Annotated in this window: 16 protein-coding genes and 6 pseudogenes; 7 read left to right on the forward strand and 15 right to left on the reverse strand. The window is 66.0% G+C overall.

Going from position 1 to position 25,375, the window contains the following annotated elements; genetic code table 11:
* The first annotated feature begins 119 nt into the window (after positions 1-119).
* Positions 120-578 carry an SRPBCC family protein gene (locus ACM6LR_RS19550; RefSeq protein ID WP_414937153.1) on the forward strand — a complete coding sequence of 153 codons (459 nt, stop codon included), beginning with the start codon at positions 120-122 and terminating at the stop codon, positions 576-578.
* A 78-nt stretch (positions 579-656) separates the two neighbouring features.
* Here ACM6LR_RS19550 and ACM6LR_RS19555 read toward each other — a convergent pair whose 3' ends face one another.
* The 3 genes and pseudogenes from ACM6LR_RS19555 to ACM6LR_RS19565 all read right to left on the reverse strand — a co-directional run bounded on the left by ACM6LR_RS19555 (position 657) and on the right by ACM6LR_RS19565 (position 4,860).
* Positions 657-962: a DnaB-like helicase C-terminal domain-containing protein gene (locus ACM6LR_RS19555; protein ID WP_414944243.1), complete on the reverse strand. Its 306-nt coding sequence runs from the start codon at positions 960-962 to the stop codon at positions 657-659.
* Positions 907-1,188, reverse strand: a pseudogene (locus ACM6LR_RS19560) (DnaB-like helicase C-terminal domain-containing protein); the annotation flags it as partial. The gene ACM6LR_RS19555 and the pseudogene ACM6LR_RS19560, both read right to left, overlap by 56 nt.
* Positions 1,189-1,755: 567 nt before the next feature.
* Positions 1,756-4,860, reverse strand: a complete 3,105-nt coding sequence (locus tag ACM6LR_RS19565; RefSeq protein ID WP_414944244.1) for a S8 family serine peptidase — start codon at positions 4,858-4,860, stop codon at positions 1,756-1,758.
* A 593-nt stretch (positions 4,861-5,453) separates the two neighbouring features.
* Between ACM6LR_RS19565 and ACM6LR_RS19570 the strand changes: the two genes are divergently transcribed.
* Positions 5,454-7,058 carry a hypothetical protein gene (locus ACM6LR_RS19570; protein ID WP_414944245.1) on the forward strand — a complete coding sequence of 535 codons (1,605 nt, stop codon included), beginning with the start codon at positions 5,454-5,456 and terminating at the stop codon, positions 7,056-7,058.
* 101 nt (positions 7,059-7,159) lie between these two features.
* Entirely contained in the window at positions 7,160-8,182 is a 1,023-nt protein-coding gene (locus tag ACM6LR_RS19575) for a class I SAM-dependent methyltransferase (RefSeq protein WP_414937149.1), read from the forward strand.
* 550 nt (positions 8,183-8,732) lie between these two features.
* On the opposite strand, the gene ACM6LR_RS19580 is transcribed toward ACM6LR_RS19575, so the two are convergent.
* From ACM6LR_RS19580 to ACM6LR_RS19595, 4 genes and pseudogenes are all read right to left on the reverse strand, one after another.
* On the reverse strand, positions 8,733-9,101 hold the full coding sequence (locus tag ACM6LR_RS19580) for a helix-turn-helix domain-containing protein (RefSeq protein ID WP_414944246.1): 369 nt from the start codon (positions 9,099-9,101) through the stop codon (positions 8,733-8,735).
* 235 nt (positions 9,102-9,336) lie between these two features.
* Positions 9,337-9,873: an IclR family transcriptional regulator C-terminal domain-containing protein gene (locus ACM6LR_RS19585; protein WP_414944265.1), complete on the reverse strand. Its 537-nt coding sequence runs from the start codon at positions 9,871-9,873 to the stop codon at positions 9,337-9,339.
* 66 nt (positions 9,874-9,939) lie between these two features.
* Positions 9,940-10,074, reverse strand: a pseudogene (locus ACM6LR_RS19590) (helix-turn-helix domain-containing protein); the annotation flags it as partial.
* A 149-nt stretch (positions 10,075-10,223) separates the two neighbouring features.
* Entirely contained in the window at positions 10,224-11,720 is a 1,497-nt protein-coding gene (locus ACM6LR_RS19595; protein WP_414944247.1) for an ABC1 kinase family protein, read from the reverse strand.
* Between the two features lie 228 nt (positions 11,721-11,948).
* On the opposite strand from ACM6LR_RS19595, the gene ACM6LR_RS19600 reads away from it, so the two are divergent.
* Positions 11,949-12,488, forward strand: coding sequence for a helix-turn-helix transcriptional regulator (locus tag ACM6LR_RS19600; RefSeq protein WP_414937145.1), 540 nt, complete (start codon positions 11,949-11,951; stop codon positions 12,486-12,488).
* An 85-nt stretch (positions 12,489-12,573) separates the two neighbouring features.
* Here ACM6LR_RS19600 and ACM6LR_RS19605 read toward each other — a convergent pair whose 3' ends face one another.
* The 5 genes from ACM6LR_RS19605 to ACM6LR_RS19625 are packed head-to-tail and all read right to left on the reverse strand — an operon-like array spanning position 12,574 to position 20,992.
* The gene (locus ACM6LR_RS19605) at positions 12,574-12,861 is read right to left on the reverse strand and encodes a hypothetical protein (protein ID WP_414944248.1); all 288 of its coding nucleotides are present in this window, start codon (positions 12,859-12,861) and stop codon (positions 12,574-12,576) included.
* Complete coding sequence (locus ACM6LR_RS19610; protein ID WP_414937143.1) at positions 12,858-13,124, reverse strand: hypothetical protein; 267 nt, start codon at positions 13,122-13,124, stop codon at positions 12,858-12,860. The genes ACM6LR_RS19605 and ACM6LR_RS19610 overlap by 4 nt, the downstream gene beginning before the upstream one ends.
* 54 nt (positions 13,125-13,178) lie before the next feature.
* Positions 13,179-13,649, reverse strand: coding sequence for an acyl-CoA thioesterase (locus ACM6LR_RS19615; protein ID WP_414937142.1), 471 nt, complete (start codon positions 13,647-13,649; stop codon positions 13,179-13,181).
* Positions 13,627-19,566 (reverse strand): SDR family oxidoreductase, encoded by a 5,940-nt coding sequence (locus ACM6LR_RS19620; protein WP_414944249.1) that lies wholly within the window; start codon positions 19,564-19,566, stop codon positions 13,627-13,629. Before ACM6LR_RS19620 ends, ACM6LR_RS19615 begins: the two co-directional genes overlap by 23 nt.
* 31 nt (positions 19,567-19,597) lie before the next feature.
* Positions 19,598-20,992, reverse strand: coding sequence for an acyltransferase domain-containing protein (locus ACM6LR_RS19625; protein WP_414944250.1), 1,395 nt, complete (start codon positions 20,990-20,992; stop codon positions 19,598-19,600).
* 227 nt (positions 20,993-21,219) lie between these two features.
* Between ACM6LR_RS19625 and ACM6LR_RS19630 the strand changes: the two genes are divergently transcribed.
* The gene (locus tag ACM6LR_RS19630) at positions 21,220-21,621 is read left to right on the forward strand and encodes an ester cyclase (RefSeq protein ID WP_414944251.1); all 402 of its coding nucleotides are present in this window, start codon (positions 21,220-21,222) and stop codon (positions 21,619-21,621) included.
* A gap of 128 nt (positions 21,622-21,749) precedes the next feature.
* Here the strand turns inward: ACM6LR_RS19630 and ACM6LR_RS19635 are convergent.
* Positions 21,750-22,250 (reverse strand): annotated as a pseudogene (locus ACM6LR_RS19635) (IS256 family transposase); the annotation flags it as partial.
* A gap of 253 nt (positions 22,251-22,503) precedes the next feature.
* On the opposite strand from ACM6LR_RS19635, the pseudogene ACM6LR_RS19640 reads away from it, so the two are divergent.
* A pseudogene (locus tag ACM6LR_RS19640) lies at positions 22,504-23,031 on the forward strand (IS701 family transposase); the annotation flags it as partial.
* Between the two features lie 52 nt (positions 23,032-23,083).
* Here the strand turns inward: ACM6LR_RS19640 and ACM6LR_RS19645 are convergent.
* Together ACM6LR_RS19645 and ACM6LR_RS19650 are read right to left on the reverse strand one after the other, a co-directional pair.
* Positions 23,084-23,764: pseudogene (locus ACM6LR_RS19645) on the reverse strand (IS256 family transposase); the annotation flags it as partial.
* 45 nt (positions 23,765-23,809) lie between these two features.
* Entirely contained in the window at positions 23,810-24,877 is a 1,068-nt protein-coding gene (locus ACM6LR_RS19650) for an integrase core domain-containing protein (protein ID WP_414944252.1), read from the reverse strand.
* Between the two features lie 264 nt (positions 24,878-25,141).
* On the opposite strand from ACM6LR_RS19650, the pseudogene ACM6LR_RS19655 reads away from it, so the two are divergent.
* A pseudogene (locus ACM6LR_RS19655) lies at positions 25,142-25,375 on the forward strand (IS701 family transposase); the annotation flags it as partial.

Consider the following 25,375-nt stretch of genomic DNA (forward strand, 5'->3'; position numbering starts at 1 on the left):
CTCGGCAGAGATCGGTGCTGTAACCGACGGCACAACCATCGCTGTCACATCCGACGTCCGTCAGGTGTCCTTCCTACAGCTGGGCCGGAGGGCTGGCAATGGCAGAATGGAGCCGACACATGGAAACCGTGACCGTGCAGAGAGTGATCGCGGCGCCGATCGACGAGGTCTTCGATTGGTGCGCCACCACGACCAACTACACCCGCAGCCCGCTCGTGCTGCGCGCACGCCTGGCTCGCCATGGCCAGGGCGCGCCGTATGGTGTCGGCGCCATCCGTCTGCACACCTGGCTCATCGGCTGGTTCCGGGAGCGCATCACCGCCTACCACCCGCCGCACGAGTTCGCCTATGTAGTCGAACGCAGCTTTCCCCCGACCCGCCATGAGCTCGGCCGGATGACCTTCACCGAGGTGCTGGATGGCACCCAGGTCGTGTGGACCACCCGCGTCGGACTTCCCGTCCCGTTCGGCGACGCGCTCATCCGCCGGGTCGCCAGGCCCGTGGTGGCCCGCGTCTTCGGCAGGATCCTCGACGCGGCCAGCATCGCACTCACCGGCAGCCCTGGCCGCCGCGCATAACCCAGACAACCGAAAGCGCAAGTCTCATCTGCACCTCATTCATGAAGTGCAGATGAAGTCTGCTCTGAGAAAATGAAGTCAAATTTGAGAACCTACGACCAACCGGCCGTAGCGCAGCTGGTGGGCGACGGTAGTCGTTGCGGTAGGGCCATGTTCGTGTTTGGCAAGGATGAGGTCAACCCCGCCCGCGCGCGGGTCGTCGCGGTCCCAAGCGTCGGGCCGGTGGAGGAGCACAACATAGTCGGCCACGTGCGCGATGGTGCCGGAGTCCCGGAGATCGGCCAGAGACGGCCTGGCCGGGTTGGCGGGGGCCCGGGTTGGTAGACAGCTGTGCGGTGACGACGATCGTTCCGTATCGAGGGCCAGACGTTTGACGACGGGCAATCTCCGCCACCTCCCGTTCTCGATTCTCGTAGGGCAAATCTCGCCGAGCGGTGACGAGGTGGAGCGAATCGATGACCACAAGCCGTACGTCTCGTCGCAGGGAAAGTTCGTTGACCACAGTGCTGAGGGGGCCGATCTCGACTTCCCTCGGACGCATGATCACGATCGGGGCTTCGCTGATCTCGGTCATCCGCTTCGCGACGCGTATCCAGTCTTGGTCGTCCATCCGCCCTGATTCGCATGTCGGCCAACCGCACACGAGCCTCAGCGCTGACGACGCGCTGGGTGACGGTCTCGAGCTGGTCGAGGGAACTGGCGTCGACTCCGACGAGATCTCCCTCGCCCCATCGATCCCCGCCTACATCGAGTACGGCCCCGTTGCCGCCCGACCCGCGAAAGATGAACCGGCTCACTTCCACCTCGACATCGGATTCGCGTTCACCACCACGAACGCGGACATCGGCGTCCTGCAAGAAACTGAAGTACCGGGTGCCTCCTGGCGTTCGCTCGCGGACGCGGAAGACTGGTTGGACGCCGCATCGCTCGCGCCGTCAGCACCCCTGCACGAATCGCCCGAACGCTGTCGGCCCCGCGGGGTACCGCGCAAACCGAGAGCTCGACTCGTTCCCTGGTCTCGGCCGGTTCAACCAGGCCCGGTTCCACGTTCTGTGGGTGCGCTGGCGACAAGGTTGCGGCAGCTAATCGACGCGGAGGGCGGGGATGTCCGCGCGGCTCGATGTCGGAAGCGGTGGCCTCCCTCGCGCGACGGAGGCCACCGCTTCAGTCGGTCGGTCTACTTCAGGCCGTAGGCCCTGGTGATGGTTTGTTCGGTGGTGCCGCCGCGATTGTCGGTCGCTTTGGCTTTGAGTGACACGAAACCCGGCCCGGCGGGATGCCGGAGATAGGTAGCCCACTGCGAGGCCCCGGCGGGAATGGCGGTGGTCGTTTGCCAGGTTTTGCCGTCGTCGTAGGAGACCGACAGCTCCAGGCGGGAGACCCAGGTCTGCGAGTTGCTCTTCTGGGTCTGCACCTGGATCGGCAGCCGGAACCATCCACCCGCCTTGGCGTGGTTGTCCAGGTCCACAGCCGGGCTGAACCGGATCACCGAGACCGGCAGGGCGGTCGCGGTGTCGGTGTGGCGGGAGCGGAAGATCTGCGCCAGTTGGATATGGGTGGAGAAGTCCGTGGCGCTCTGCCGCATTTCCGATTCCACCCGGTAGGTCGCCTCTGCCTCGGGTACCTCCCATTGGCCTTGGCCTGCGACCTTGGTGTCGTCGCCCACCTTGACGCCGTTGCGGAACAACGAGCTCCGCGCCGAGTCCCATTGCACGATCTCGCCGGTGCGGTTCGGGGCGTCGCTGAACACCGGTGTGCGGTAGGCGATCTGGCCCTTGTCGCGGATCACCCCGGTCCTGGAGTCGGGCAGGGACGGGCCGAAGACCGCGGTGTTCCAGCTCTCGCGATAGTTCCTGCCCGGTTCGTACCTGGTCTCGGCACCGGTGGTAGTCGTGGTGAGCCGGCCATCGGAGATCTGGAGGAAGTCACCGAACCAGCTCAGCCCGCCGCTGGTGTAGACGTACTCGGTGCGCGTGCTGGGCTGGGAGACCAAGTCCCCCAATCCTGCCCCCTGGGCTGTCCCCACCTTCGGCGTCATCAGCTTCACACCGAAGCTGCCGGCTTTGGTGAGGTGGTACTCGTTGCGCACGGCGGCGAGCTCACGATCGGCGACGGTGCGGTCCAGGCCGTGGAACATGCGGCCGGTCTGGACCCAGCCCACGTGGTAGGAGTCATCACCGCCAAGGTACATACCGGTGATACCCGCGGTGAACGCCGCGGCGGGTGCCTCCGGGCCCAGGGGCGCGATCAGGATGTCGTCGAAACTCGGGGCGGCCAAAGAGTCCTGGAAGCGATTTGGGCCCGCCGCCCACTCGGTGGAAACCGCGACGATTGCCGGTGTCAGTCCCTGTTTGTCGAACTTCACCGAGATCGGCTTGGCCTGCCGAGCGTCCAACGCCATCGATTCGTTCTTCGTCACCGACAGCAACGGCTGGACGAATCGGCTGAGCGAGCCGCCGTCCCAGACATCGGCCTGGACGTAGTAGTCGCCCTTGGGCGACCGCCTGGTGGTTTTGCCGTCGGGGTTGTAGAAGTAGAAGGACCTTCCGGTCTTGATGTTCATCGCGAACCCGGACACGTAGGCGGGCTTGCCGTCGCGGCCGACGGCCGTGAACGACATGTCGTAGCTTTCGGCCTCCCTGTCCACCCCGAACGGGGTGACCACCACCTGATCGCCCGCGGTCGCGGTGACCTGGCCGCCGTAGTAGCCGTCAGCGGTGTTGACCGCGGTGTCGGCGGTGAGATCCGCGCTTGCTTCCCCGCCCGCGGGCACGGTCAGCTGATTCGTGCTGAGGCCGAACATCGCGGCCGGGGCGGGTTTGCCGTCCGGTCCGGTGGCGGTCAGCGCGAGCTGGAAGGTCACCGGCTGGGAACCGGCGTTGCGGTAGGTGACCTTCTTGGTGATCTTCGGGTCGTCCTGGTGCGGCCAGATCGCACGGCCCAGCGACACCGCGGGCGGATCGGCCGACACCGACTGCCCGACAGCACGTGCGACGTCGACGCGTCCCGCGCCCTGGGCGTGCACGCCGAGTGCCGGGTTCGGCTTGGCCGAGCCCATCAGCAGACTCTTGTACTGCGCCGCCGACAGGTCCGGGCGCTGCCCGGCCAGGATCGCCGCCGCCCCAGCCACGTGCGGCGTGGCCATCGACGTGCCCGACATCGCCTGGTAACCATCCGGGCCGGGACCGTTCATCGCGCCGTTGCGGGCCTTGGCCGCGACGATGTCCACCCCGGGCGCGGTGATCTCCGGCTTCACCGCCGAGTCACCCAGCCTGGGGCCACGGCTGGAAAACCACGCCAACTGGTCGTTCTTGTCCACCGCGCCGACGGCCAGGGCGGCATCCGCGCTCGCGGGCGAGCCGACCGTCTCGTCACCGCCCGAATTGCCCGCGGCGACCACGAACAACGTGCCATGGCGTGCGGTGAGCTGGTTGACCGCCTCCTCCATCGGATCGACCTCGGGCACGTCCAGACCACCGAGGCTCATGTTGACGACCCGCGCGCCGGACTCCGCCGCCCACTGCATCCCGGCCATGATCGCCGACTCCGGGCAGCCCCAGTAGCCGCACACCTTGCCGTTGAGCAGCGACGCCTCCGGAGCCACACCCTTGAACTTGCCGCCCGACTTCGCCCCGGTGCCCGCGATCGTCGACGCCACGTGCGTGCCATGCCCGTGCGTGTCGTCGGGATTGTTCTCGCCGGTGAAGTCGTTCGCGTCGACCACCTTGCCCGCCAGGTCGAGGTGCGTGGCGTCGACGCCGGTGTCCAGCACGGCGACCTTCACACCCTTGCCGGTGTGCCCGGCCTCCCACGCCTTCGGCGCGCCGATCTGCGGCACGCTCACATCCAGCGAGGGCTTGCGCATGCCGTCCAACCAGATCTTGTCCACACTCCCGCGCGCGTTCCACAACGCGCTCGCGGAGGACTTGTCCTGGCGCGCCGCCACCGCGTTGATGCTGCCGAACCGGTGCCCGACCCTCGTGCCGGAGCGCTCCAGCGCACCCGAGCGAGCGTTGTCGCCCTTCACGATCAACGGTAGATCACTACGACGGGCGTCGTCATAGCCGTAGTCCAACAGCGCTTTCACATCGAACAGGCGGCGGTCCAGCTTGCCCGAACCGACCTCCGCCATCGCGTCCCGCGGCAGCACGAACAGCCCCGTGGGAGTCTGCTGAATCTGGAACGACATGCGCTCCCGGCCCTTGGCAGGCCGCACCAGCGGAGAGAGCCGACCGTCCCGCTTCTCGACCACGGTGACCTTGTCTCCCGACAACAGTGTCACTTGCCCGCGCACACCGTCTGCCTGCTCCGCGTGGACAACACCCGCCTGCGGCTGCACCGCCTGGCCCGTTGCCGCGGACGGTGACAGTGCACCACCCGCCAACGCAACTGCCGACACCGAGGCGATCACCGCTGTGCGGCCACGCGCGGAACCGGGTATTCCGGCTCGGAATTTAAACATCAATCACCCTCCAGAAAAACGAAATACGAAAGGGAAAGACGGAATTCAAAACGGGCCACAAAGCGAACGATCCACCGCCCGACTACCCGAAAGTAACGAAGGGTACAAGTGTGAACAATGTCTGCGGCCACACATCTTGCAGTCCGAGGCTGTACGCCGGATCACCGCGACGGAGCCCTGAACAGCGGTCGCGAACAGACTTGGACGCCGACGTCGCGCGACGACTCAGCCGACAAAGAGCGGCTCCTTGACGGATCAGAATCAAGGGTGTGGTTTTTGACATGCGGGGACGGCTCAAAAGTGTGTATCGAGCCATGGTGTCGCCGTTTGCACCTTCGTAGCATCAGCGCAACAGCGTGACCCGGATCACCTGTCGATTCCCCACCTCACCCCCGGTCCCTGGAGGCTGTCCGATGTCCACGAAGAACGCACGCGCCGTTATCCGCCGGCGCGGTCCGGCACTGCTCGCGGTGCTGACCTCGGTGGCGGCCGCGGTGTCCCTGGTCGGGTTCTCGTCCCAGGCCAGCGCCGGCCTCGCCGACACCGCCTCGGCGGCCGTCGAGCACGACCCGGTGATCATCATCCCTGGCATGACCGGCACCACCCAGTACATGGAACCGATGAAGACCAAATTCGTCTCCGCAGGGTGGCGGTCGGACCGGGTCGAGACCTGGACCGACAGCACCAGCATGACCGGTGACCTCACCAAGGCCGGACAAGAAATGAGCCAGAAGGTCGACAGCGTGCTGGCCAAAACCGGCGCCCGCAAGGTCGTCCTGGTCACCTGGTCGGCATCTACCCTCGCCGCCCGCTCCTACCTGAAGAAGGTCACCGGCGCGCAGGACAAGGTGTCGCTGTACTTCTCGATGGCCGGGCCGCACCACGGCACCACCACCGCCGCGCCCTGGTGCCAGAACCTGTACCCCTCCTGCAAGCAGTTCGCCATCGGCTCGCCCTGGCTGGCCGACCTGAACTCCGGCACCGAGGTGCCGGGTTCCCCCGGTGTCCGCTACACCACCCAGCGCTCCACCTGTGACACCAACGTCAACCCCAGCACCTCCGCCGAACTCGCCGGCGCCACCAACCTCCAGACACCGACCTGCATCACCCACGGCAGCTTCCCCAGCGACACCGGCGTGTTCACCCAGATCAAGAACATCATCATCGAACACGAAAAGCAGACACCCACCACCACTCCCACCCCGACCACCACCGGCACCTCGACCAGCACGAGCAGCCCCACGACGACCACCACCACCCCGCCTGCCTCGCCCTGCTCGTCGGTCAACGGCCAGTGGGGCACCGCGGGCCCGTTCGCGGTGACCTCGGCCTCCAACGGACGTGGCACCACCGTCGTCCGACCGGTCAACCCCGGCACCCTCGGCTGCACCACGCACCCGGTCGTGCTGTGGAACAACGGCGCCAAATCCAAGCTGGACCGGTATCTCCCGCTGCTCAACCACCTCGCCTCCCACGGCTTCGTCATCGCCGCCGCCGAAGGCAACACGGGCACCGGAACCGCCATGCTTCAGGGCCTGGACTACGTGACCGCGGAGAACAACCGCGCCGGCAGCCCCTTGCAGGGCAAAGTCGACCTGACCAACGTCGGCGCCACCGGCCACTCCTTCGGCGGCGGCGCGGCGGTCGACGCCGGAGCCGACCCCCGGGTGGACACCATCGCGCCGATCTATCCCCTGGCGTTCAGCAGCGGCAGCCGCGTGCGCGGCCCGGCGGTGTTCTTCGCCGGGCAGAACGACACCATCGTTTCGCCCTCGACGGTCCGCAGGACCTACAACCAGGCCACCCAGGTGCCTGCCATCTACGCCGAACAACGCGGCGCGGACCACTACGGCATTCCGAACCTGCACGGCCCCGTCACCGCTTGGTTCCGTCTCCACCTCATGCGCGACGAACAAGCCCGAGGCCTCTACTTCGGCCCGAACTGCACCTACTGCTCCTCACAGTTCTGGTCGATCTACGAACGCAACGCCAAAGCCCAGGCCGTCCCCGGCGCCTGACCACACCCGCACACGACGAGCGGCGAGCCCGACACCGGTCGGGCTCCCCGCTCGTCTCTCTGCGGCACAACACATCGACGGCGCGCCCGGCTCGGTGCCGAATGGCGACCTGGGCGGCGCCTATCGCGGCCAAGACAATCGGTGCGGCGCAGCTGTACGACGCCCCGGGCCAAGACTACGGTAAGGCGTTGGGTCGGCAGCCCGCGCTCGAGTCCACATTGCGGCACCTGCTGCCGTTACTGCCGCCGCGGGCCAAGATTCTCGACGCCGGTTCTGGCACCGGCGCTCTGGTCGCGCTGACCTGTGCCAACGCCGGACACGACGTGACCGGCTACGACGTGTCGGAGAAGATGATCGAACTCCCCCGGGCCCGTGTACCCGCCGCCCGCTTCACAAAGAAGGACATGCGCGACCTGACGTTCGATGAAGGCATCTGGGACGCGGTCCTGGCGTTCTTCTCGATGTTGCAGCTGCCGCGTGTCGATCAGGACGCGATGATCGCCCGGTTCGCGCACTGGCTCGCACCCGGCGGCCACTTCGTCCTGGCAACAATTCCGCAGGACGATTCCGGCCGACTGGAGGAGTGGACGGGGCACTGGGTGCAGACTTTCAGCTACCCGGTTTCCGTTCTGCGGCAACGGATCGAGGACACCGGACTGGAGATCGCACGGGAGGACGTCGTCGACTTCACCCCGGCTGGCGACCAGGCGCAGCCCGAACCCCAGGTACTTCACCGCCCGGAAACCGCACGGGTCGTGAACCCGTCGCGTTCACTCGCCGGACGTGAGGGCGTGCCAATCGGCCTGGAGCGCCGCGACCTTGCGCAGATCCAGCTCTCGGAGACGGAACAACGCGCGCTCTATGTAGTCGCAGACATTGTGCCTTTTCGAAGACCTCCTTACTGTCGGATCAAGCGACGGCTCGTATCTTTCTTCTGTCTGTCCGGGACGTCCTTCTTCGACCGAGGAGAACTCATGAGCTACATGTCTTTTCTGCGAAACGCTGACGTGGGAGCGGCACCACAGGCACGGCCTTCGCAACCTTGGCTCTGCTGGCGGCGAGTGGCGCCACAGGGACGATCGCGAACGCCGCGCCGGCAACCCTCGCCCGGCACGCCCCGCTAGTGAAGCACCTCGCCTCGCATGGCTTCATCGTCGCCGCGGCAGAGGGCAAAGCTGGCACCGCAGGCCTCATGCTTGAGGACTTGGACTACTTGACCATCGAGAACAGCCGGCCTGGCAGCCCGCTCTAGGCAGAGTCAACCTGGCCGACGTCGGTGCCACCGGCCGCTCCTTCCATGGCGGGGCGGCGGTCGACGCCGGAGCCGATCTCCCGCGTGGACACCATCGCGCCGATCTATCGCCTGGCGTTCAGCAGCGGCAGCCTGGTGCGGGGCCCGGTTGTGTATCACGTCGGCCAGAACGACGCCATCGCTTCGCCTTCCACGGTCCGTAGAACCTGATACACCGACCACCCAGGTACCCGCCATCCACATCGAACAACGCGGCGCGGACCGCTACGGCACCCGGTCCGCACGGCCCCATCACCGTGGTTCCGCGTTCACCTCTTGCCCGACGGACCGCTCCAGGCTTCTGATTCGGCCCGAACCGCGCCTACTGCTCACCCTCTTTTCTGGTGGCGATTCGAGCACGCCGGCGCCTGCGGCGAATAAATTCATAGATTTCGCCGCATTAGTGTGATGACCGCTTGGGTACGGTCTTTGACTTCAAGTTTCACGAAGACAGAGTGCAGGTGGTTTTTCACAGTACGCTCGGATATAGTCAGCTCGCGGGCGATCTGTCGATTAGTTTTTCCTTGAATCAGCAGCTCGGCGACGCGACATTCCCGATCGGTCAACGACCGCTGCCTCGCGGCGCGAACATCCGAATTCTTTTCGATCACTTGCACACGCTCCAACGCGGCCACGACTTGCTCGGAGTGCTCGAGGAGATCTCGAATCGCGCCGCGACAGGCGCGTGCCATGCGCAGCAACTCCCCGGAATCGACGTCGCCTTCACTGTCGTCGGGAAAGCGCAAAATCATGTGCCGTCCCCCTGTTGAATAAGCCATATGAGATCTGATGGCGAAATTCATACCGACCGGCGCGAAGTAAAACGCTTGTCGTCGCAACGTATTATTTCATTGACTCATCCTAAACCCAACACCTACTTGAGACGAGCGGCGACCGGGTGCATCTCACGCTGCTTGGGCATGGCCGGCTGACGCAGAGTGCACGATCATGCGGATGACCGTGCATTCGCACGCTAGCGCAGGAGCATTAACAATCCGAGACCGTTGAGGCCAGATGTGCCGACGCGGCGTGGGCAGCCACCCGCACAGTGGTCGCGACATGGGACACGACTTCGCCGTGCGGGCTGCTCACCGATATCACGGCGACGGCCTGGAGGTTTTCGTCCAGGACAGGTGCGGCGACGGTGTGAATGCTCTCGTTGCCTGTCTCTCTGCCGACACCGAAACCCCGTCGGCGGATACCTTCGATTTCGAGGGAGAGCTTTGAAGTCCTCTGCCGGCCGCGCCGATTGGACATCGATGGCGGCGAGAACCGGGCGGAATAGGCCAGTAGGGTTCTCCCACTCACCGTGTTCGCGGCGTGTGACCTCTCGACGAGACGGAGGGCCAGGGCGACCGACTCGTGCCCGCACAGGCTGTCGGCGGTGACGACGAAGTCGCCGCGCAGGACGTTCAATTGCACGACGCTTCGGGTGAGGGCGTAGAGTTCCTGCAGCCAAGGATGCACGAGAACACGCAGTCTCGCCGGCTGGAGCACGCAGGCGAGTTCGGCCAGGTCGAGCAATCGAGAGGCAGGCTGATACTTCCCGTCGCAGTGGTCCGCCAGCCAGTATTTCCGGAGCACTTGCAGCAATCGGTGTGTTGTCGACTTCGGCAGTCCACATTTCCTCGACAACTCCGCTACCCCCCTCGCTCCACTTTCCGAAGCGAGCGTCTCCAACAGGATGAGCACTTTCTCCGCCGCAGGCAAAGCATCATTACCCATCCCCGCTCCCGTCGAGTACCGACCACAGTTTCGATGATCGAAGTGTGCCCGTTCCCAACGTGGACGACCATGGTACGGCGGTGCCGGGAAGTTGGATGCAGTCCTTGACAAGGAATGAGGCGTCCTCTAGGCATCCTCAGCTGGAGGGATCACGCGTCCTTGCGTCCGCGGTTGCGCCAGCTGAGCGCCGCCGCTCCGGCCAACGCCGCCAACGCGTACTCGGGAAGGCGACCGCTAAACTGCGCCCGGGTCGGGGAATCCGCGGTGAACCGCGTCTCGCGGTTGGCTAGATCCCGAAGCACTCCCCGAGCCTGGTTGAACCCCTGATCCGCAGTCAGCATGAGTTCCAGTGCTCCCCTGGCCGCATAGCCGTCGGACAACATCTCGCAGGCCAGATCCATCAGGATGTCGATCAGCTCCGTGCGCAGGACCTCCGCGGCGGACAATTCCGGGGCCAAATGCCGGATCGAGCCCTCCATGTTAGCGAAAGACTTACCCAAGAGGGGCACCAAAGGGTGAGTCTTGATGCCCCGCTTGGTGGAGTGGCCCAGCACTGTGGTCAAGGCGATTCCGAAGTTCAGCTCCTCCAGCGACGCGGTCGCGACCTTGGGCACCAAGCTCACCATGTCGGCGGCGAAACCCTCGATGTCGGCCCAGGCGGTGGCCTTGCCCAGTTCAACCCAGGCGCCCGCGGCACCGTCTCCGTCGTTCTGTGCGATGTTCGCGAGAACCAGAGCCAATTTCAGGCTCATCGAACGGTCCATCCGGCCGATCATGCCCCAGTCGATCAGGGTGGCTCGGCCGTCCCGGTGCACGAAGATGTTGCCAGGGTGGGGATCAGCGTGGAACACGCGGCCGACGAAATACCCGTGGTACATATAGGCTAACAGGTCCTGTGCAATCGCCTGTCGCTGTGCCGTGGACAACCCCACGCGCCGGACGTGGCGGATCGAGCATCCTGGGGCCATCTCCTGCACGAGCACCCGTGGAGTGGCCAGGACGACGCCCGGTACGGTGAGTAGCTCGAACCCCTCCGCCATCCGGGTGCCCAGCTCCATGTTCGCAGCCTCGATGGTGAAGTCCAGCTCGCCCACCATCGCGTCGAAGATCACGTCGAGCATGCCGTCGATGTCGACGACCTCGGCGAACCCGGGTTTGAGTAGAGACAACAGTTGCCCTGCCCGGCGCAGCACCGCCATGTCGGCACGCACGACCGAGGAAATTCCAGGGCGTTGCACCTTCAAAGCCGCACTGCGGCCATCGGACAGGATCACGGCGTAGACTTGGGCAAGCGACGCGGACCCTAGTGGGCGATTGACGTCGATGTCGCGGAATTCGCGGTGCCACCGGCGCCCCAGTTCCGCTTCCAATACGGGTTCGAAGGTGCGGAACGGCGCGACGGGCACGCTGTCGTGCAGGGCGCACAGCTCCTCGATGGTGGCTGGGGATACGAAATCCGGCCGGGTGGACAGGATCTGCCCGACCTTGATGTAGAAGGGCCCTAGGCTCTCGAACATTTCGCGCACCGCCCGCGCCCGCATGTGCTCCCTGGACGGGCCGCTCTCCGCAGCGGTGAACCGACCTACCTCGCCCGCCAGCAAACCCGCCAGAGCCTTGGCGACCACGCGGACGCGTCTCTGGCTCATCGTGGTGCCTCACATCCGGTTTCCGAGTGGTAACTCTCGAACGCATCACGCACACGACGTTCACGGTGGCGAGAAAGCGGCTTTAGCCGCCTCTGCTCAAAAACCCGGATCAAAATCCCCGGAACCCTTGCCCTACGCGGATTCGTGTGGCGGTAGTCATGCGGGGAAGGCGATCGTGGCACCCCAACGGCGGTGTACCGCATCCGCATCCTCCCCTGTGATGGATGGGTGACCCAGAAACTAGTCGCGGATCGGTGCCGCTCCGACGAGAACACCAACACCACGGACGCCGATTCCGAAGGCGTGTTGAGGACGGATGTTCCAGCAGATCCCTTGATCGAGCACGCCGTTCGGTGCGCGGAGCAGGCGATAGCGGCGGTGTCGGAACTGTTAGGCGTCTTGGAAATGCTGGCCGGGACCGAGAGGGAAAGCCAGCACTCGGTCCCGGAGCGCCGCCGCCCGCCTGCCACCGGCATCCATCTGACCAATCAGGAACGCCGAGTGCTGACGATGCTCGCCGCGGGCCTGCCGAACCGTAAGATTGCGGTGAACCTGGATATTTCCGACAAGACGGTCAAGAACTACGTACACAGCCTGTTGGTAAAGCTCGACGTCACCTCGCGCACCGAAGCGGCGTCAAAGGCATTCGGCGAGCGACTGGTGGACCCGGTGGTATGCCGCAGCATCCGCACCCGCAACATCGCTGGTGGGGATCTCGTGCCCGCGCCCAGACACGGTGGCACCAACAGCTTCGACCGCCCGAGGTGAGACAGCGGGTGAAGGCTCCGCTGACCTTGGGAGTCATCGTGGCCGCGTACGCGGTCGCGACGACTCCCATGGCTCACCTTTGCGATCATTCCCGACAACGAGATGGGTTGGTGATCGGTCCTGACAGCGATTCCCACAGGCCATGCCCTCGGCGATCACGGTTGCCGAACAGTGTTGTTCGGAGTACTTCGCCGAGGACTTCGCCCGTGCAGTCCGCCCCGGTGCTGTCCCGGCGCACCCGGAACGTTTTTCCTGCGCGAAGCCCGTCGATCAGTTCCTCGATGGTGACCTCGCACCGGGTGTGCGGATCACGCAGTCCGCCGTCGACGTCGCGCAGTAGCAGCCGGCGGGCGCACCGGGCGAGGGCGTTCATTTGGCTTCCTTACTCCCGCTTCGCGCGGTCACCTCGTTGCGGTCCAGTCGTTCGAGCCGCTTGCTGAGCCGGTCCAGTTCCTCTTTCAGCGCAGGGATGTCCTCGTCGTCGCGCACGAACTTCTGTGCGGTGTCGCGCACTTCGCGCTCGGCGTCGCGGCCACGGTCCAACAGATCATCGAGGAAATCCTTGGTGTCGTCGACGATGTTGCCGATGTACCCGGTGAGACCATTCCGGCGTCGGGATGTCCTGCTCGTAACCATGTGTCTATCTCCTCGTGTTGATGTTGCTCGGTCGAACTGGTGTGAGTGTGCGGTTCAGCCGAGGGCGACGGTGGCCCGGCGGATGTCGATGCCGAACTTCGCGGCGAAGGGCAGGAGCGAGCGCGGCCACGGCGCGGGTTCCACGCCACCGCCCGACTCGTCCCGGTACCGCACCAGGGCGACGGTCTGGCGTCCCTTGGCGACGAGCTTTTCCCCTCCCTCGATTCTGCGGTGGTACTCGAAGACCAGCTCCGAGGTGTGGAACCTCATGGGGCCGAAGAACATGCGGACCACCACCCGGTCCAGCGGCCGCAGGTCGTCCATGTACTCGCAGGAACAGGATGCGGTCATGAGCGCGAGCCCGGTACTCAAGTCCTGTTGCAGGCTCGGGACGTGCTCGGCCAGGCAGCGTTCCCGGCATTCTCCCTGCCACAGGATGTAGGAGGCGAAGTACACGTTCCCCACTGCGTTCGTGTCCTGCAGGGTGACGAGCTTCTCCAGCTCAAACGGTTTGGAGAGCGCCATGCGCACGAGCCTCCTCGGGTCGAAGTGCGGCCTGAGTGTTCTTCCCGCCCAGGTCGTTGCCGGACAAGCAGGAAGGAGGCAAGGTGGTCACCACACGACCTTCGATACCGCGCAACTCCGCGACGACCACACCGTCCGGTGACGTGGCCACACACGTGTCCTGCTCGGCGAAGTAGGACAGCTCCAGCCCGGTGGGGAATCGGCGCATGAGCTCGGTGTCGCTGCCGTGGACGTGCCATCGATGGGACTTCATGCGATTGGGCACGGCGATCGGGATCCGGCCGTCCTCGGTCACCCTGAGCAGGCTGAGCTGTCCCATCGCGTCGATGAGCGTCACGGCTTCGGGGAGGACTGCGAAGAACTCGTCCGACTTCACCCGGGACACCCAGCGGCCCTTGTTGCCATCAGGGTGGAGCTGAATGTCGAATAAGGTGTCGAAGCTTCCGGTTACCTGGATCAGGGAGCCGGCCGTGGAATACGGGTTCTGGATCGGTCGCGCGGCAGAGGGCAGGTCGAGTCGTGGCCACGACGACGCCCGCTCGGGGGCGGTGGCGAAGACGATGGTGATACCGACGTGCCACCGGTCCCGGCGCAGCACCTTGCCCTGTGGATCAGTCACGTCCGAGGTGCACCAGACGCGCACACGCTGTGGGTCCTTGCGCTCAGCGTGGAGCGAGAACAGCTGCGGCGTGTGGCGGACGTCGGCGAACATGAACTCGGAGAACTCGGCGTCCTCGGTTTCGGCCGGGAGGCCGGGACCGCGGTGCAGGCGTTGCGCGGCCTGGACCGCCATCGAGCAGAATTCGGCTCCTGGGATGACCGGGTATCCCCGGTACACGTGGTCCAGGAGATAGCGGTCGCGGCGGGCGTCGGGTCGCCACTCCCAGCGTGCGTAGTCCTCACGGCGTTCGACCGGGTCGTGCTGGACGGGCGAGAGCAGTTCTCGGACAGCGGTCGCCGATCCGATGGCCATCATGGAGGTGAGCACCGCGTGCTCTTTCTCCCCGGCGTAGACCGAGACCGCTTCCGGGTTGCTGGTCGTGGCCAGTTCGGCGGCGAAGTGCCGCACTCCCTCCGCTGTGGGCATCGCGCTCAGCACCCCTCGGCGCGAGATGGCCTTGCGCAGTGACGGTTCGGCGCCGATACCCACGTCGCGCCACAGGCTCCAGCCGATGGCCATCTCATCCTCGCCCGCTGCGCGTGCGTAGCGGGCCGAGGACATCAGGAACTCGTTCGCCGCGGTGTAGTCCACCTCGCCGTCCCCACCCATTACGGCGACCAGGGAACCGAAACTGCACCACCGGGCGGGTCGCAGGTCGGCGAGGCTGCGCTTCAGGACGGTGTAACCCAGCACCTTTGTGTCGCGGACCTCCCGGAACTGCTCCAGTGTCTTCGTCGCCAGCGTCCCTGCGCGGTTCCGCCCCGCTGCGTGCACGACCAGGTCGACGTGGCCGTCCTCGCCGCGAATCCGGTCGACGAGCGCGGCGACCGCGTGTTCGTCTCGGATGTCGCAGGCGGCGTACCGCACCCGGTCATCGACGGCGAGCCGTTGCATCCGGCGCAGGTTGGCCAGTGCTTCGCGTTTGTGCCAGAGTCCGTCGAAGCGGCGCACCAAGTCCGGGAACGCGCTGTCCGGTTCGCTCATCCGCCAGGTCGTGAGGTACTTGGACCGCAGCAGCACTTCCTCGGAGTCCGCCGCGGTGGCGATGTCGTCCGGCACGTCGTCCAGCGAGCTGCTGCCCACCAGCCACAGTTTCGCCCGGGTCCGCTCGGCGAGCATCGCCATGGCCTCGGCCGTGATACCGCGGGCGCCGCCGGTGGCGAGGACGACGGTGTCATCGGCACCCAGCAGGGCGTCCGCGCCGCCCGGCTGAGGCAACGGGGCCGGGTAGAGACACTCGACGTGCCTGCGGCCGGACCGGTGGCGGACGACGCTGCGCCTGCCGCTGGTCGTGGTCTCGTGTTCCCACTCCTCCAGCGCGCCGCCTGGACCGTTGTCCGACACCACCGCGAGCACCGGTGTGCCGGTCAGCTCCAGGGTCAAGGCCCGAGCGAGACCGGTGAACAGCGTCAGGTTCGGGTGGATGTCGAAATTGACCAGGTCGTCGAGCAACACCATGCCGACGGAGCCGTGCTCCAGTCTCGGCCCGAATTTCTTCAACAGCAGGAAAGTCAGGTCGTGCAGGCGCAGCAGGGCAGGCGAGGGTGCGGGGGCCGCGCGCGAGGTCGCGCGGGAGACGACCCGGAGGTGTGGTTCCGCGTCCGCGAGGCCGTCCAGCAGGGCTGCCACGGAGTCGACGCTGTCGATCTCGTCCACGACCTGTGCGCCCTCGGGCGCACGCGCTCCTTCCGTGGTCAGCAGCACGGCCCCGGCTCGGCGGACCCGGTCGATCAGTTCGGCGGCGAGGTCGTCGGAATCCGTCAGGATCACGCCACCCGGAGGGATGGCGGGAAGCGCCTTCCGCACGGACGGCTCATCCTCCCGGTGGATCTTCACGACGTAGCGCGCGGCGGTGTCCGCTTGGTCGATCGCGGCGAGGTGTTCGATCGGTGCGCCGGTCGGCCGCGTCACCACGCCGTTGTCCTCCGCTGTGCTTGTGCGACGCACAGACACTGTGGGAGCGCCGGTCCCGGTCAGGCGTACCGCCGGCATCTCCGTGAGCAGTGCCCGCAGCAGCGCGACGGCACCGTCCGCGCCGAGGTACGTGGGCTCGTCGGAGGCGGTGCCCCACTCGGCGACGGGGATCGCGGTGTCCTCGTGGCGGTGGGTGGTCGACACTCGGGCCAGCACGGGCCACCCCTTCTCCTGGGCGGTCGAGGCGCGGCTGAGCATGAGGAGGAAGGCGCCTTCGGCGACCTCGTCCTGGGGACGCCCGGCGACCTCGGCTCCCGTTTTCGTGCTGTTGCCGTTGGTGCTCAGCACGAGCGCCACGTCGAGTTCGTCGAACCGCAGATGCTGCGCAGCGACGTGCAGGGCCGCGTTGGTCGACGAGCGCCCCGCGCTGACGGTCATGCACGGACCGTGCAGGTCGAACCGATTCGCGACCCGCGACGCGACGATGTTCGGCAGCAGTCCCGGCATCGAGTCGTGGTTGGCGGCGGGAACCCGCAACCGCAATTGCGCCATCGCGTCGGTGAAGGCCTGACGGGTGGCCTCGAGCCGGTCGTCATCCTCGCCGGGCTGCAGTATTCGCCGCACCCAGGCCGACGTCACGCGCAGGGTGTAGTCGACCAGCGCCCGCGAAGGGCCGCTATGCGCCGCGATCACGCCCGTGCGGTCGCGGAGATCCGCCCACAGCTCGCCGTTCTCTTCGATGAACCCGTGTACTGCGCTGATGCCCATGAGTTGGCATCGATCGACCGTCTGGGCGGTGACCGGGGGCATGGGCAGCAGGCTCAGCGGTGGCGGCGGGTAGGTCTGCCCGAAAGAGCGCAGTGGTCCGGGACCGTGGTCGCCGAGCCACCGCTCGACGTCCGCGCGGGTGAAGTCATCCGGGAGGTGGCTGCTCCATCCGACAAGCACGATGTCGTCGTCCTGCGGTGTGGGTGCGGACCGGGTCGGCCGGCCGGGATCGGGCGTGGTGTCACGCACGAGCAGGTGTGCGTTGGTGCCCCCGAAACCGAACCCGGAAATGGCGGCCATGCGGGGTTTCGCACCAGAGGGCCATGGCACGGATTCGCGGGGAACACGCACCCGGCTCCCGTCGATACCGGCGGGGAGTTCGGTGAAGTAGGGCTGCGCGGGGATCTCGCCATGTCGCATGGCCAAGAGTGCGTGGATGAGCGAAACCACGCCCGCCGTCCACCCGCCGTGCCCGACGACCGCCTTGTTCGAGGTGCACACCACGCCACCGGGTGGAGAGAGTTCGGCGATGGTCTGCAACTCAGCTGAGTCCCCGGCGGGAGTGCCAGTGCCGTGCCCGACGATCCAGTCCACCTCACCCGCGCGCGTGCCGTTGACCGCACGTGCGCGGGTGAGGGCTAATCGCTGCCCCTCCGGGTTCGGCGCGGCGATGGACTTGCCCCGGCCGTCCGAGGAACCGCCGAACCCGGCGAGCAGCCCGAGGACGTGGTCACCGTCTTCCTGGGCCTGGCTCAGTCGTTTCAACGCCACCACGCCCGCGCACTCGCTGAACAAGACACCATCGGCGCCGCGGTCGTAGGCCCGCACCTGCCCGTTGTGCGAGAGCCCGTGCAGCTTGGCGAAGAGCACCATGTCCCGTCGGGCGCCGGAGTTCACTCCACCGCAGTAGGCGATGTCGCACTCCCCGGTCAGCAAGTCCTTTACCGCGAGGTCCACCGCATTGACCGATGAGGCGCACGCGGTGTCCACGACCACTCGCGCCACGTCGTCGGGCAGGATCCCGGAGATGGCGCGCCGGATGACGGCCTCGGGCATCGTGGCCGCGAGACTGTCACTCGCGGCGGGGAAGTGTTGGCCGAGCAGACGCGCCAGCCGACGGCGGTACGCGGCCGCGGCTTCGTCGTCGTCTTCGCCGGGGCGCGCCGCCGAACCGGCCACGGTCGACTTCAGGACCGTCTCCTCCAGCGCTCGAAAGCCCCCTGGCCACGCCCCGACGTAGCAGGCCTGCCGGTGTTCGGGGCGCCGGCGCGTGGTGTCCAGCGCTTGCAGGAGGCTGTGCCGTAGCCACAGCGCGGCGCCGTCGTGGCCGGTTTCGCCCTCGATGGACTGCTCGGCCGCGATCCGGGGGTGCGGGACGAAGTTCCGGATGCCTCCGAAGACCTTGCAGTACCCGCGGTCCTCTGCTTTCGGATCGGGTGAGTAGATGTCCTCCTGGACAAGGAAGTCGGGTTCGAAGAACTGGTGCTCGCCGCGGCGCAACAGATCCCAGAACTCATCCGGGCTGTTGGCGCCCGGGACGACGAGCCCCATCCCCACGACAGCGATGATCTGGTCCGGGTCACCCGCTTCGTCGCTCCATGGAGCCGGTACGGCAGTGGTACGGCTCGCAGGCGCGGCGTCTGGCGAGTCGGTCCCGGGCAGGTTGTCGAGCCGGGGGCCAGAGCCCTCGGATTCAGCGCTGTCTGACTCGACACCGTCGTCGTGGCCGGATTCGTCGGCCGGTCGGAGCCCGACGGACACACCCGGTGTGCGCTCGGTCCACGCGGGTGCGCGGCCATTCGGCGTGGCCATCATCCGGCTGCCCAGGCCGATCCCGCCGTCGACCACCAGTGCCTGCCCGGTGATCGACGCCGCTCTGGTCGAGGCCAGAAAAACCACCGCGTCGGCCAGGTCCTGCTCAGACGGCCTACCCAAGGGGGTCGCCGCGTCGCACAATTCCTGCACCTGCCGGGCGGCGGGGAAGGCGTCGGCGACCGGATTGCGCAGCAGCGAACCGGACGCGGTGTTCACCCGGATGCCCGCAGGGCCCAACTCGGCCGCGAAGTACCGGGTCAGCGCTTCGACAGCCGCCTTGGAAGAACCGACGGCCGCGTACGACCCGACCGCGTGCGTGGACCCGATCGATGACAGGTTGACGACGGCCTTGCCGTCGCGAGCCTCGAGCAGCGGGACGGCGTACTCGGTACACCAGCGCACCCCGTGCACGTTGGTGCGGTAGGTTTTTTCCCACTCCAGGTCGGTCAGTTCGTCCATTGCCCGCAGCACGCCCTGGGCCGCGTTGTTGACCAGTACATCGATCCCGCCGTGGCGTTCGCGGACGGCAGCGAACATGCCGCGCAGAGCGTCGCGCTTGGCCACCGACGCCCGGATGGCCTCACCCGAGCCTCCTGCCGCGCGGATCATCTCCACGGTCTGCTCTGCGGCCTCCTGCGAGTGAAAGTAGTTGACGATCACGTGGCCGCCGCGCCTGGCGAACTCCAGGGCGGTCGCCCTGCCCACGTTGCGGCCGCCGCCGGTGATCAGGATGATTCTGTTGTCGAATTCTCTTTCCATCGTTGGCCTCGTTGCTCCCTGTCTTCGGCGGTCAGGCGACTTTCGCGGCAGCGTCGTCCAATTCGCGGAGGAACGCGGCGATGTGCGTCAGCGTGGGGAACAGGCCGGGGCGGATGTCCGCGGCCGGGGTGGGCAGGTCGTACCGGTCGAGGACCGTGGTGAACAGCTCGATCTGCTTGATCGAGGAGATCCCGAGGTCCGCTTCGAGGTCGACGTCGTCAGTCAGGACGTCGGGCGGATAGCCGAGTGTCTCAGCGAAAATTCCACGCAACTCCGCGACGAGGACCTCGGTTTCCGGCAGCCGACCGCCGTTGGTCCCCGGCGCGTCGACAGCGGGCACCGCCGCGACCGGGCCCGCGGCGCCGTTGGACTGGGGTTGCGCGGCCATCGGCTCGGCGGCTCGCGGCGCTGGCACCTGGGACGGGGCGTGTGAGGTCTCGATCGGCGCCTGTGTGCGAGGTGCCTCAGCGGCAGCGGAGGCCGGGGTGAGCGTCGAGAGGACCCCGGCAGCGTCGGCCCTGCGCGCCAGCGGAGCGACAGAGCTGACCGAACCGGGCGTGTTGTGGCGCGTCAGGTCCACCAGGGTGGACTTCGCCCCGCACTCGACGAACCGCTCCACGCCGTCGGCCAGCAGCTCGGACACGGCGGTGCGGAAGCGCACGGGGTGGACGAGGTGACCACGCAGCACGGCCATGGCATCCGCGACGGTATCCACCTGGCGCCCCAGAATGGGGGAAAATACGGGGCGCCGCCCGCGCTGCGCTTCGACCGTGTCCACGACCAGACCGAACGCCCTGCTCACCTCCGCCAGCAGCGGCCCGTGGAACGGGTACGGCGTCTGCAGCCGGACCGACCGCACATCCAGCGCGCCGGCTACTTTCGCCGCCACGGCGAGCCCGTCCGCGGTTCCGGAGAGAACCGTCTGCCTCGGGCCGTTGTCGGAAGCCAAGGCCACGGACGGATCACCCGTCGCCGCCACCAGTCCCTCGGCTCGGCGGACACCGAGTTCGACCGCGAGCAAGCCACCGGCGGGAGCGTGCGCGTCCAGCAGGGCCTCCCGTTCACACAGGAGGCGCACTCCCTCCTCGAGGGATAGCCAGCCACCGGCGACCAGGGCAGCCAACTCCCCCACACTGTGGCCGACCAGGACATCGGATGGCTGTCCGCTGGCGCAGAGGAACTCATTCAGCGCCACCGACGTCGCGAAGATGGCCACCGAGACCGTTCCGGGTGAATCCAGCGCCGTCTCCCTGCTCCGAAGGTCGTCACCGATGAGGAAAGACCGGACGCTGCTGTAGCCGAATCGGGACGCCGCCGCGTCGATGTGCCGGAGGACATCCGTGACGGTTTCTTCGCCGGCGAGATCACGGAGGATGCCGGGAACGCACGAACCCTGACCCGGGAACAGAAATGCTGTCTTCGTCATTTCACCGAACTTTCGGTTGGAGTCGGACACGCCGCCACAAAGCCTGTATCCAGGTTGGGCAGACACGCCACTCCGGTCAAGGCGCGTTCCGTCCGATGGAATACGAACTGCTTTCGTTCCGCAGAGCAGAATGCTTATTGCGCACTCCACAGCGACGCTGATTAGCTGCGGGCTCAACCACTCCTCCAGTCGATTCCACCCATCAACGACACGACGAAGAGGACATGATGACGGATCCCAAGAAATTGCACGTGCACTTCGTCGAGGAGGTGTGGACGAAATTCAACATCGACGTGGTGGACGAGGTCGTACACGAAACGTTCGTCGGCCACGACCCGATTGCCAAGGACGTGCACGGACCCGCGGAATTCAAGCTCTTCCTGCAGATGATGCTGACCTCGTTCCCCGACCAGACCATGGACATCCACGACGTCATCCAGGAAGGCAACCGCACCGCCTTACGCTGGCACAGCGTCGGCACCCACACGCGGAACGAGCTGTTCGGCATCCGGCCCGCCGGTCGACGGTTCGCCACCTACGGGCTCACCTTCATCGACTGGAGCGGCGGCAGGATGCGAGAACTGTGGTTCGGCTATGACCTCAACAACGTCCTACGGCAACTCGCCTGAACGCAGGCTCCTGGAATAAACATCGCGCGAAACCACGACATGACGGCAGGGCGGCGGCACACCGGCCGGAGCCAGACGCCCGCGCCAGTAACGCAGCCTCCTACAACCGCATCATACTTACCACTTCACTTCTCCTCCAGTTCATCCAACACGACCCCTGCCGCGGCCGCGTTCGGTGCCGTATAGATCGGTTTCACATCCCTCCTCAACGCATCCCAGTCCCGCTTCGACGCGAGCCGGAACGTATTCCGCAGCACATGCACCACGCACGTCTGCACGATCGCCGCCGGCCACACATTCCCGACCACCTCGGGCAACCCTTTCAGCCCATCACAAACCACGAAGAACACATCGCCCAGACCACGGTTCTTCATGCCCACCAACACGTGCATCCAAAACTTCGCGCCCTCGCCACCCTGACCGGCCCACAGCCCGAGCACATCCCGGCGACCCTCCAGCGTGACACCGATCGCCGCGTAGATCGGCCGGTTCGCAACCTGACCATCCCGCATTTTCACCTGCACCGCGTCCATGAACACCGCCGCATACACCGAATCCAACGGCCACGACTGCCAATCGCTCATCGCACCGATAACCTGATCGGTGATCCGGGACACCGTCTCCTTTGAGGTTCCCCCTTCGGACCGGGCACCCTATTCCCAGACACTGGTCTGGGGAAGGATGTCCCCGTGTCTCGTTTGTCGAAGTATCCGGAGCAGTTCCGCAAAAACGCGGTCGAGTGTGAGCGATAACTGTCACTAGTACGGCAGCCGCAGTGTGTGATGTGGCGGCGTGTCGTGGGTATGGAGACGGCCACCGCGTGATCGACTTTAAGGTGTGGTGGATGTCGGAGAGGACGCGGTGGCCGCGTCGTGGGCTGTGGTGGATGATCGTCTCGCTCGGTGGCAGGCCGGGTTCGATGACGCGTTCGCGCTGGTGGCGGGGCGTTTCGCGCAAGCGGACTCGCGTCGTCGGGCCCGGATGTATGTGCTGGGGCTGTTGTCGCGGGCGGAGCGGAAGAACTCGTGGACGCTGGCCGAGCAGGCCGGTGACCTGACTCCGGACGGTATGCGGCGGTTGCTGAACTTCTATCGCTGGGACGCCGACGCGGCACGCGACGACGTCCGCTCTTATGTGCTGGGCAATCTCGGTGACCCGGGCGGGATCGTGGTGGCCGATGAGACAGGTTTTCTGAAGAAGGGCACCAAATCCGCCGGTGTGCAGCGGCAGTATTCCGGCACCGCCGGGCGGATCGAGAACTGCCAGCTCGGGGTGTTCTTGACCTATGTCTCGGCCAAAGGCCGGGCCTTGATTGACCGCGAGCTCTACCTCCCGGTGTCCTGGACTGATGATCGGGAACGTCGTGCGGAGGCCGGAATCGGTGCGGAGATCGAGTTCGCGACCAAACCCAGCTCGCCCGAGCCTGTCAAGTTTTCTGTGTAAGTGATCGTAAAAATGGGTTCTATTTGACGTAGTGGGCGATGCGTTCGGGGAAGGCCATGGCCAGGGAGCCGAGTGCTGGTTTCCAGCCCTGGACGGTGGCGCCTTCGACAAGCTTCGGGGGTGCTTTGCGCTGGCCTGCTGGCAGGCCTTTCTCCTTGTCGCGTTGACGTGCTCGCTTGTCTTCGATGTCGCGGATGGCCAGCCAGAGCAGCTTGATGATCGCGTCGTCGTTGGGGAAATGCCCCCGATTCTTGATGATCTTGCGGAGTTGGTAGTTCAGCGATTCGATCGCGTTCGTCGTATCAATGATCTTGCGGACCTCGGGGCCGAATTCCAGGAAAGGAACGAACCTTTCCCAGGCGTTTTCCCAGGTCATGACCGCCGCCGGATAACGTTTCCCCAGATCGGAGGCGGCGAACGCATCCAGTTCCAGGCGGGCGGCTTCGGCGGTAGGAGCGGTGTAGATCGGCTCGAGCGCGGCGGCGATCTTCTTGCGGTCCTGGTAGGACACGACCCGCATCGCCGCCCGGATCAGGTGGACAGTGCAGGTCTGCACGATCGCAAGATTCCAGGTCGCCTCGATGGCCTCGGGGAACCCGGTGAGGCCGTCGCAGCACACGATGAGCACGTCCCGGACTCCGCGGTTACGCAGCTCGGCACAGACCCCCGCCCAGAATTTGGCGCCCTCGGTGGCCTGGACCCTGCGGGGTTCCACAAGTCTGCCGACGGCTCTGACCAGTAGGGTTTATGCCGCCCGTTCGTACTCGTTGATCAGGCCTCCGAGAAGCTGCTGTCGCCTGATCCGCTGAGAGTTGAGGTCTGCCACGGGGTGGGTCGGCTGTGGTGGGCGAAGCTCGCGGGAACGGTGCGGCCGTCGACCGTTGTAGTGCCGGAGGTACTCGGCGAGCACGGCGCGCAGATGCCGCTCGCTCAGAATCAACATACGGTCGGTGAGCTCGGTTCTGGCCGTGAGCACAAACCGTTCCGCGTAGCAGTTCGCCCGCGGGCAACGCGGAGGAATCCTTACCGCCTCCATGCCGACGTCGGCCAGGACGGCGTCGAACGAGGACGCGAACTGGCCAGCCCGATCACGGATGAGAAACCTGAACTCGTCGATGCGATCATCGAGATCCATCACGAGGTTGCGGATCTGCTGCGTAGTCCACTCGCCGTCCGGATTCGTTGTCGTGCCCAGAATGTGCACGTAGCGGCTGCCGACCTCCAGCACGAAGAACACGTAAATTCTTCTGAGGGTGAGCGCACAGTCGATATGGAAGAAGTCGCACGCCAGCATCGTCGAGGCCTGCGTGCGCAGGAACTGCCGCCAGGTCGTGTCGGTGTCCCGGACCGGCACGGTAGGTACGCGTGCCCGCTTCAGGATCCGCCGGATCGTCGACGCGCCGACCCGGTGTCCAAGCTTGAGCAGCTCACCCTGGATCCTCTTGTAGCCCCAGCTGTGGTTCTCCCTGGCCATCCGTTCGATCAACCCAGCGATCGCGTCGTCGACCGGTGGACGACCGACCCGGTGAGGATAGGTCCACTTCGCAGCTATCAGGCGCCGATGCCAGCGCAGGACCGTGCCCGGGGTGACCAACCGATGCAGCCGCAGCGCCTTGGGCAGCAGGCGGACCAACGCGGCGAACACAGCCCGGTCAGCCCAATCGAGGCGAGGTTTCGGGTTGCCTCTGCGCAGTACGGCGACCTCATGGCGCAGTACCAGCAACTCGACATTCTTGGACGCCGACGAGCGGCCGAGCAACACCACCGAACCCGCCAGCCGAAAGAAGATCAGATAGAGCAAACGCAACGACATGGCCGGCGATCATGCCCTACCCGCCGAACGCGCCTGTCGCCGCAGGTCTGATGCATGAACCGACTTCTGGAACCCCACACGCTCAAGATCCCCTTGAGCTGGGTGGGTACCCGGTTGGGCGGCGTCGCTCCCAGCTACGTCGCCCAGCGCCCGTGCCTATACACCCAGCGGGGTAGATAAAGCTGTTAAGCCCCGGGTTTCGTGGAGACTGGATTAGTACTCCAGCCGCACTTTGTGATCTTTGTCGTGTAAGTTGTCGATCTTGTGGTGACTGATGAAGATCTCAATGCTTGGGTGGATGGGCTGGAAGAGTTGTTTGCCCAGGTGGCGGGCCGGTTCTTGCGAGTCGAGCCTCGGCGCCGTGCTCGTGCCTACGTGCGTGGCTTACTTGCTCCGTTGGCTGGCAAGAACGGGTGGACGCTGGCTGAGGCTGCTGGTGATCTGGCCCCGGACGGGATGCAACGGCTGCTTAACGCCGCCGCGTGGGACGCCGATGGC

The organism is Amycolatopsis sp. cmx-11-32 (genome assembly GCF_047608695.1).
Lineage (GTDB): Bacteria > Actinomycetota > Actinomycetes > Mycobacteriales > Pseudonocardiaceae > Amycolatopsis.

Coding starts and splice junctions, on each gene's coding strand:
- ACM6LR_RS19580 (WP_414944246.1), bottom strand. CDS start 9,101: ATGATTTTGCGCTTTCCCGACGACAGTGAAGGCGACGTCGATTCCGGG.
- ACM6LR_RS19610 (WP_414937143.1), bottom strand. CDS start 13,124: ATGGTTACGAGCAGGACATCCCGACGCCGGAATGGTCTCACCGGGTAC.
- ACM6LR_RS19550 (WP_414937153.1), top strand. CDS start 120: ATGGAAACCGTGACCGTGCAGAGAGTGATCGCGGCGCCGATCGACGAG.
- ACM6LR_RS19570 (WP_414944245.1), top strand. CDS start 5,454: ATGTCCACGAAGAACGCACGCGCCGTTATCCGCCGGCGCGGTCCGGCA.
- ACM6LR_RS19620 (WP_414944249.1), bottom strand. CDS start 19,566: ATGGAAAGAGAATTCGACAACAGAATCATCCTGATCACCGGCGGCGGC.
- ACM6LR_RS19615 (WP_414937142.1), bottom strand. CDS start 13,649: ATGGCGCTCTCCAAACCGTTTGAGCTGGAGAAGCTCGTCACCCTGCAG.
- ACM6LR_RS19595 (WP_414944247.1), bottom strand. CDS start 11,720: ATGAGCCAGAGACGCGTCCGCGTGGTCGCCAAGGCTCTGGCGGGTTTG.
- ACM6LR_RS19630 (WP_414944251.1), top strand. CDS start 21,220: ATGACGGATCCCAAGAAATTGCACGTGCACTTCGTCGAGGAGGTGTGG.
- ACM6LR_RS19650 (WP_414944252.1), bottom strand. CDS start 24,877: ATGTCGTTGCGTTTGCTCTATCTGATCTTCTTTCGGCTGGCGGGTTCG.
- ACM6LR_RS19575 (WP_414937149.1), top strand. CDS start 7,160: ATGGCGACCTGGGCGGCGCCTATCGCGGCCAAGACAATCGGTGCGGCG.
- ACM6LR_RS19605 (WP_414944248.1), bottom strand. CDS start 12,861: ATGAACGCCCTCGCCCGGTGCGCCCGCCGGCTGCTACTGCGCGACGTC.
- ACM6LR_RS19625 (WP_414944250.1), bottom strand. CDS start 20,992: ATGACGAAGACAGCATTTCTGTTCCCGGGTCAGGGTTCGTGCGTTCCC.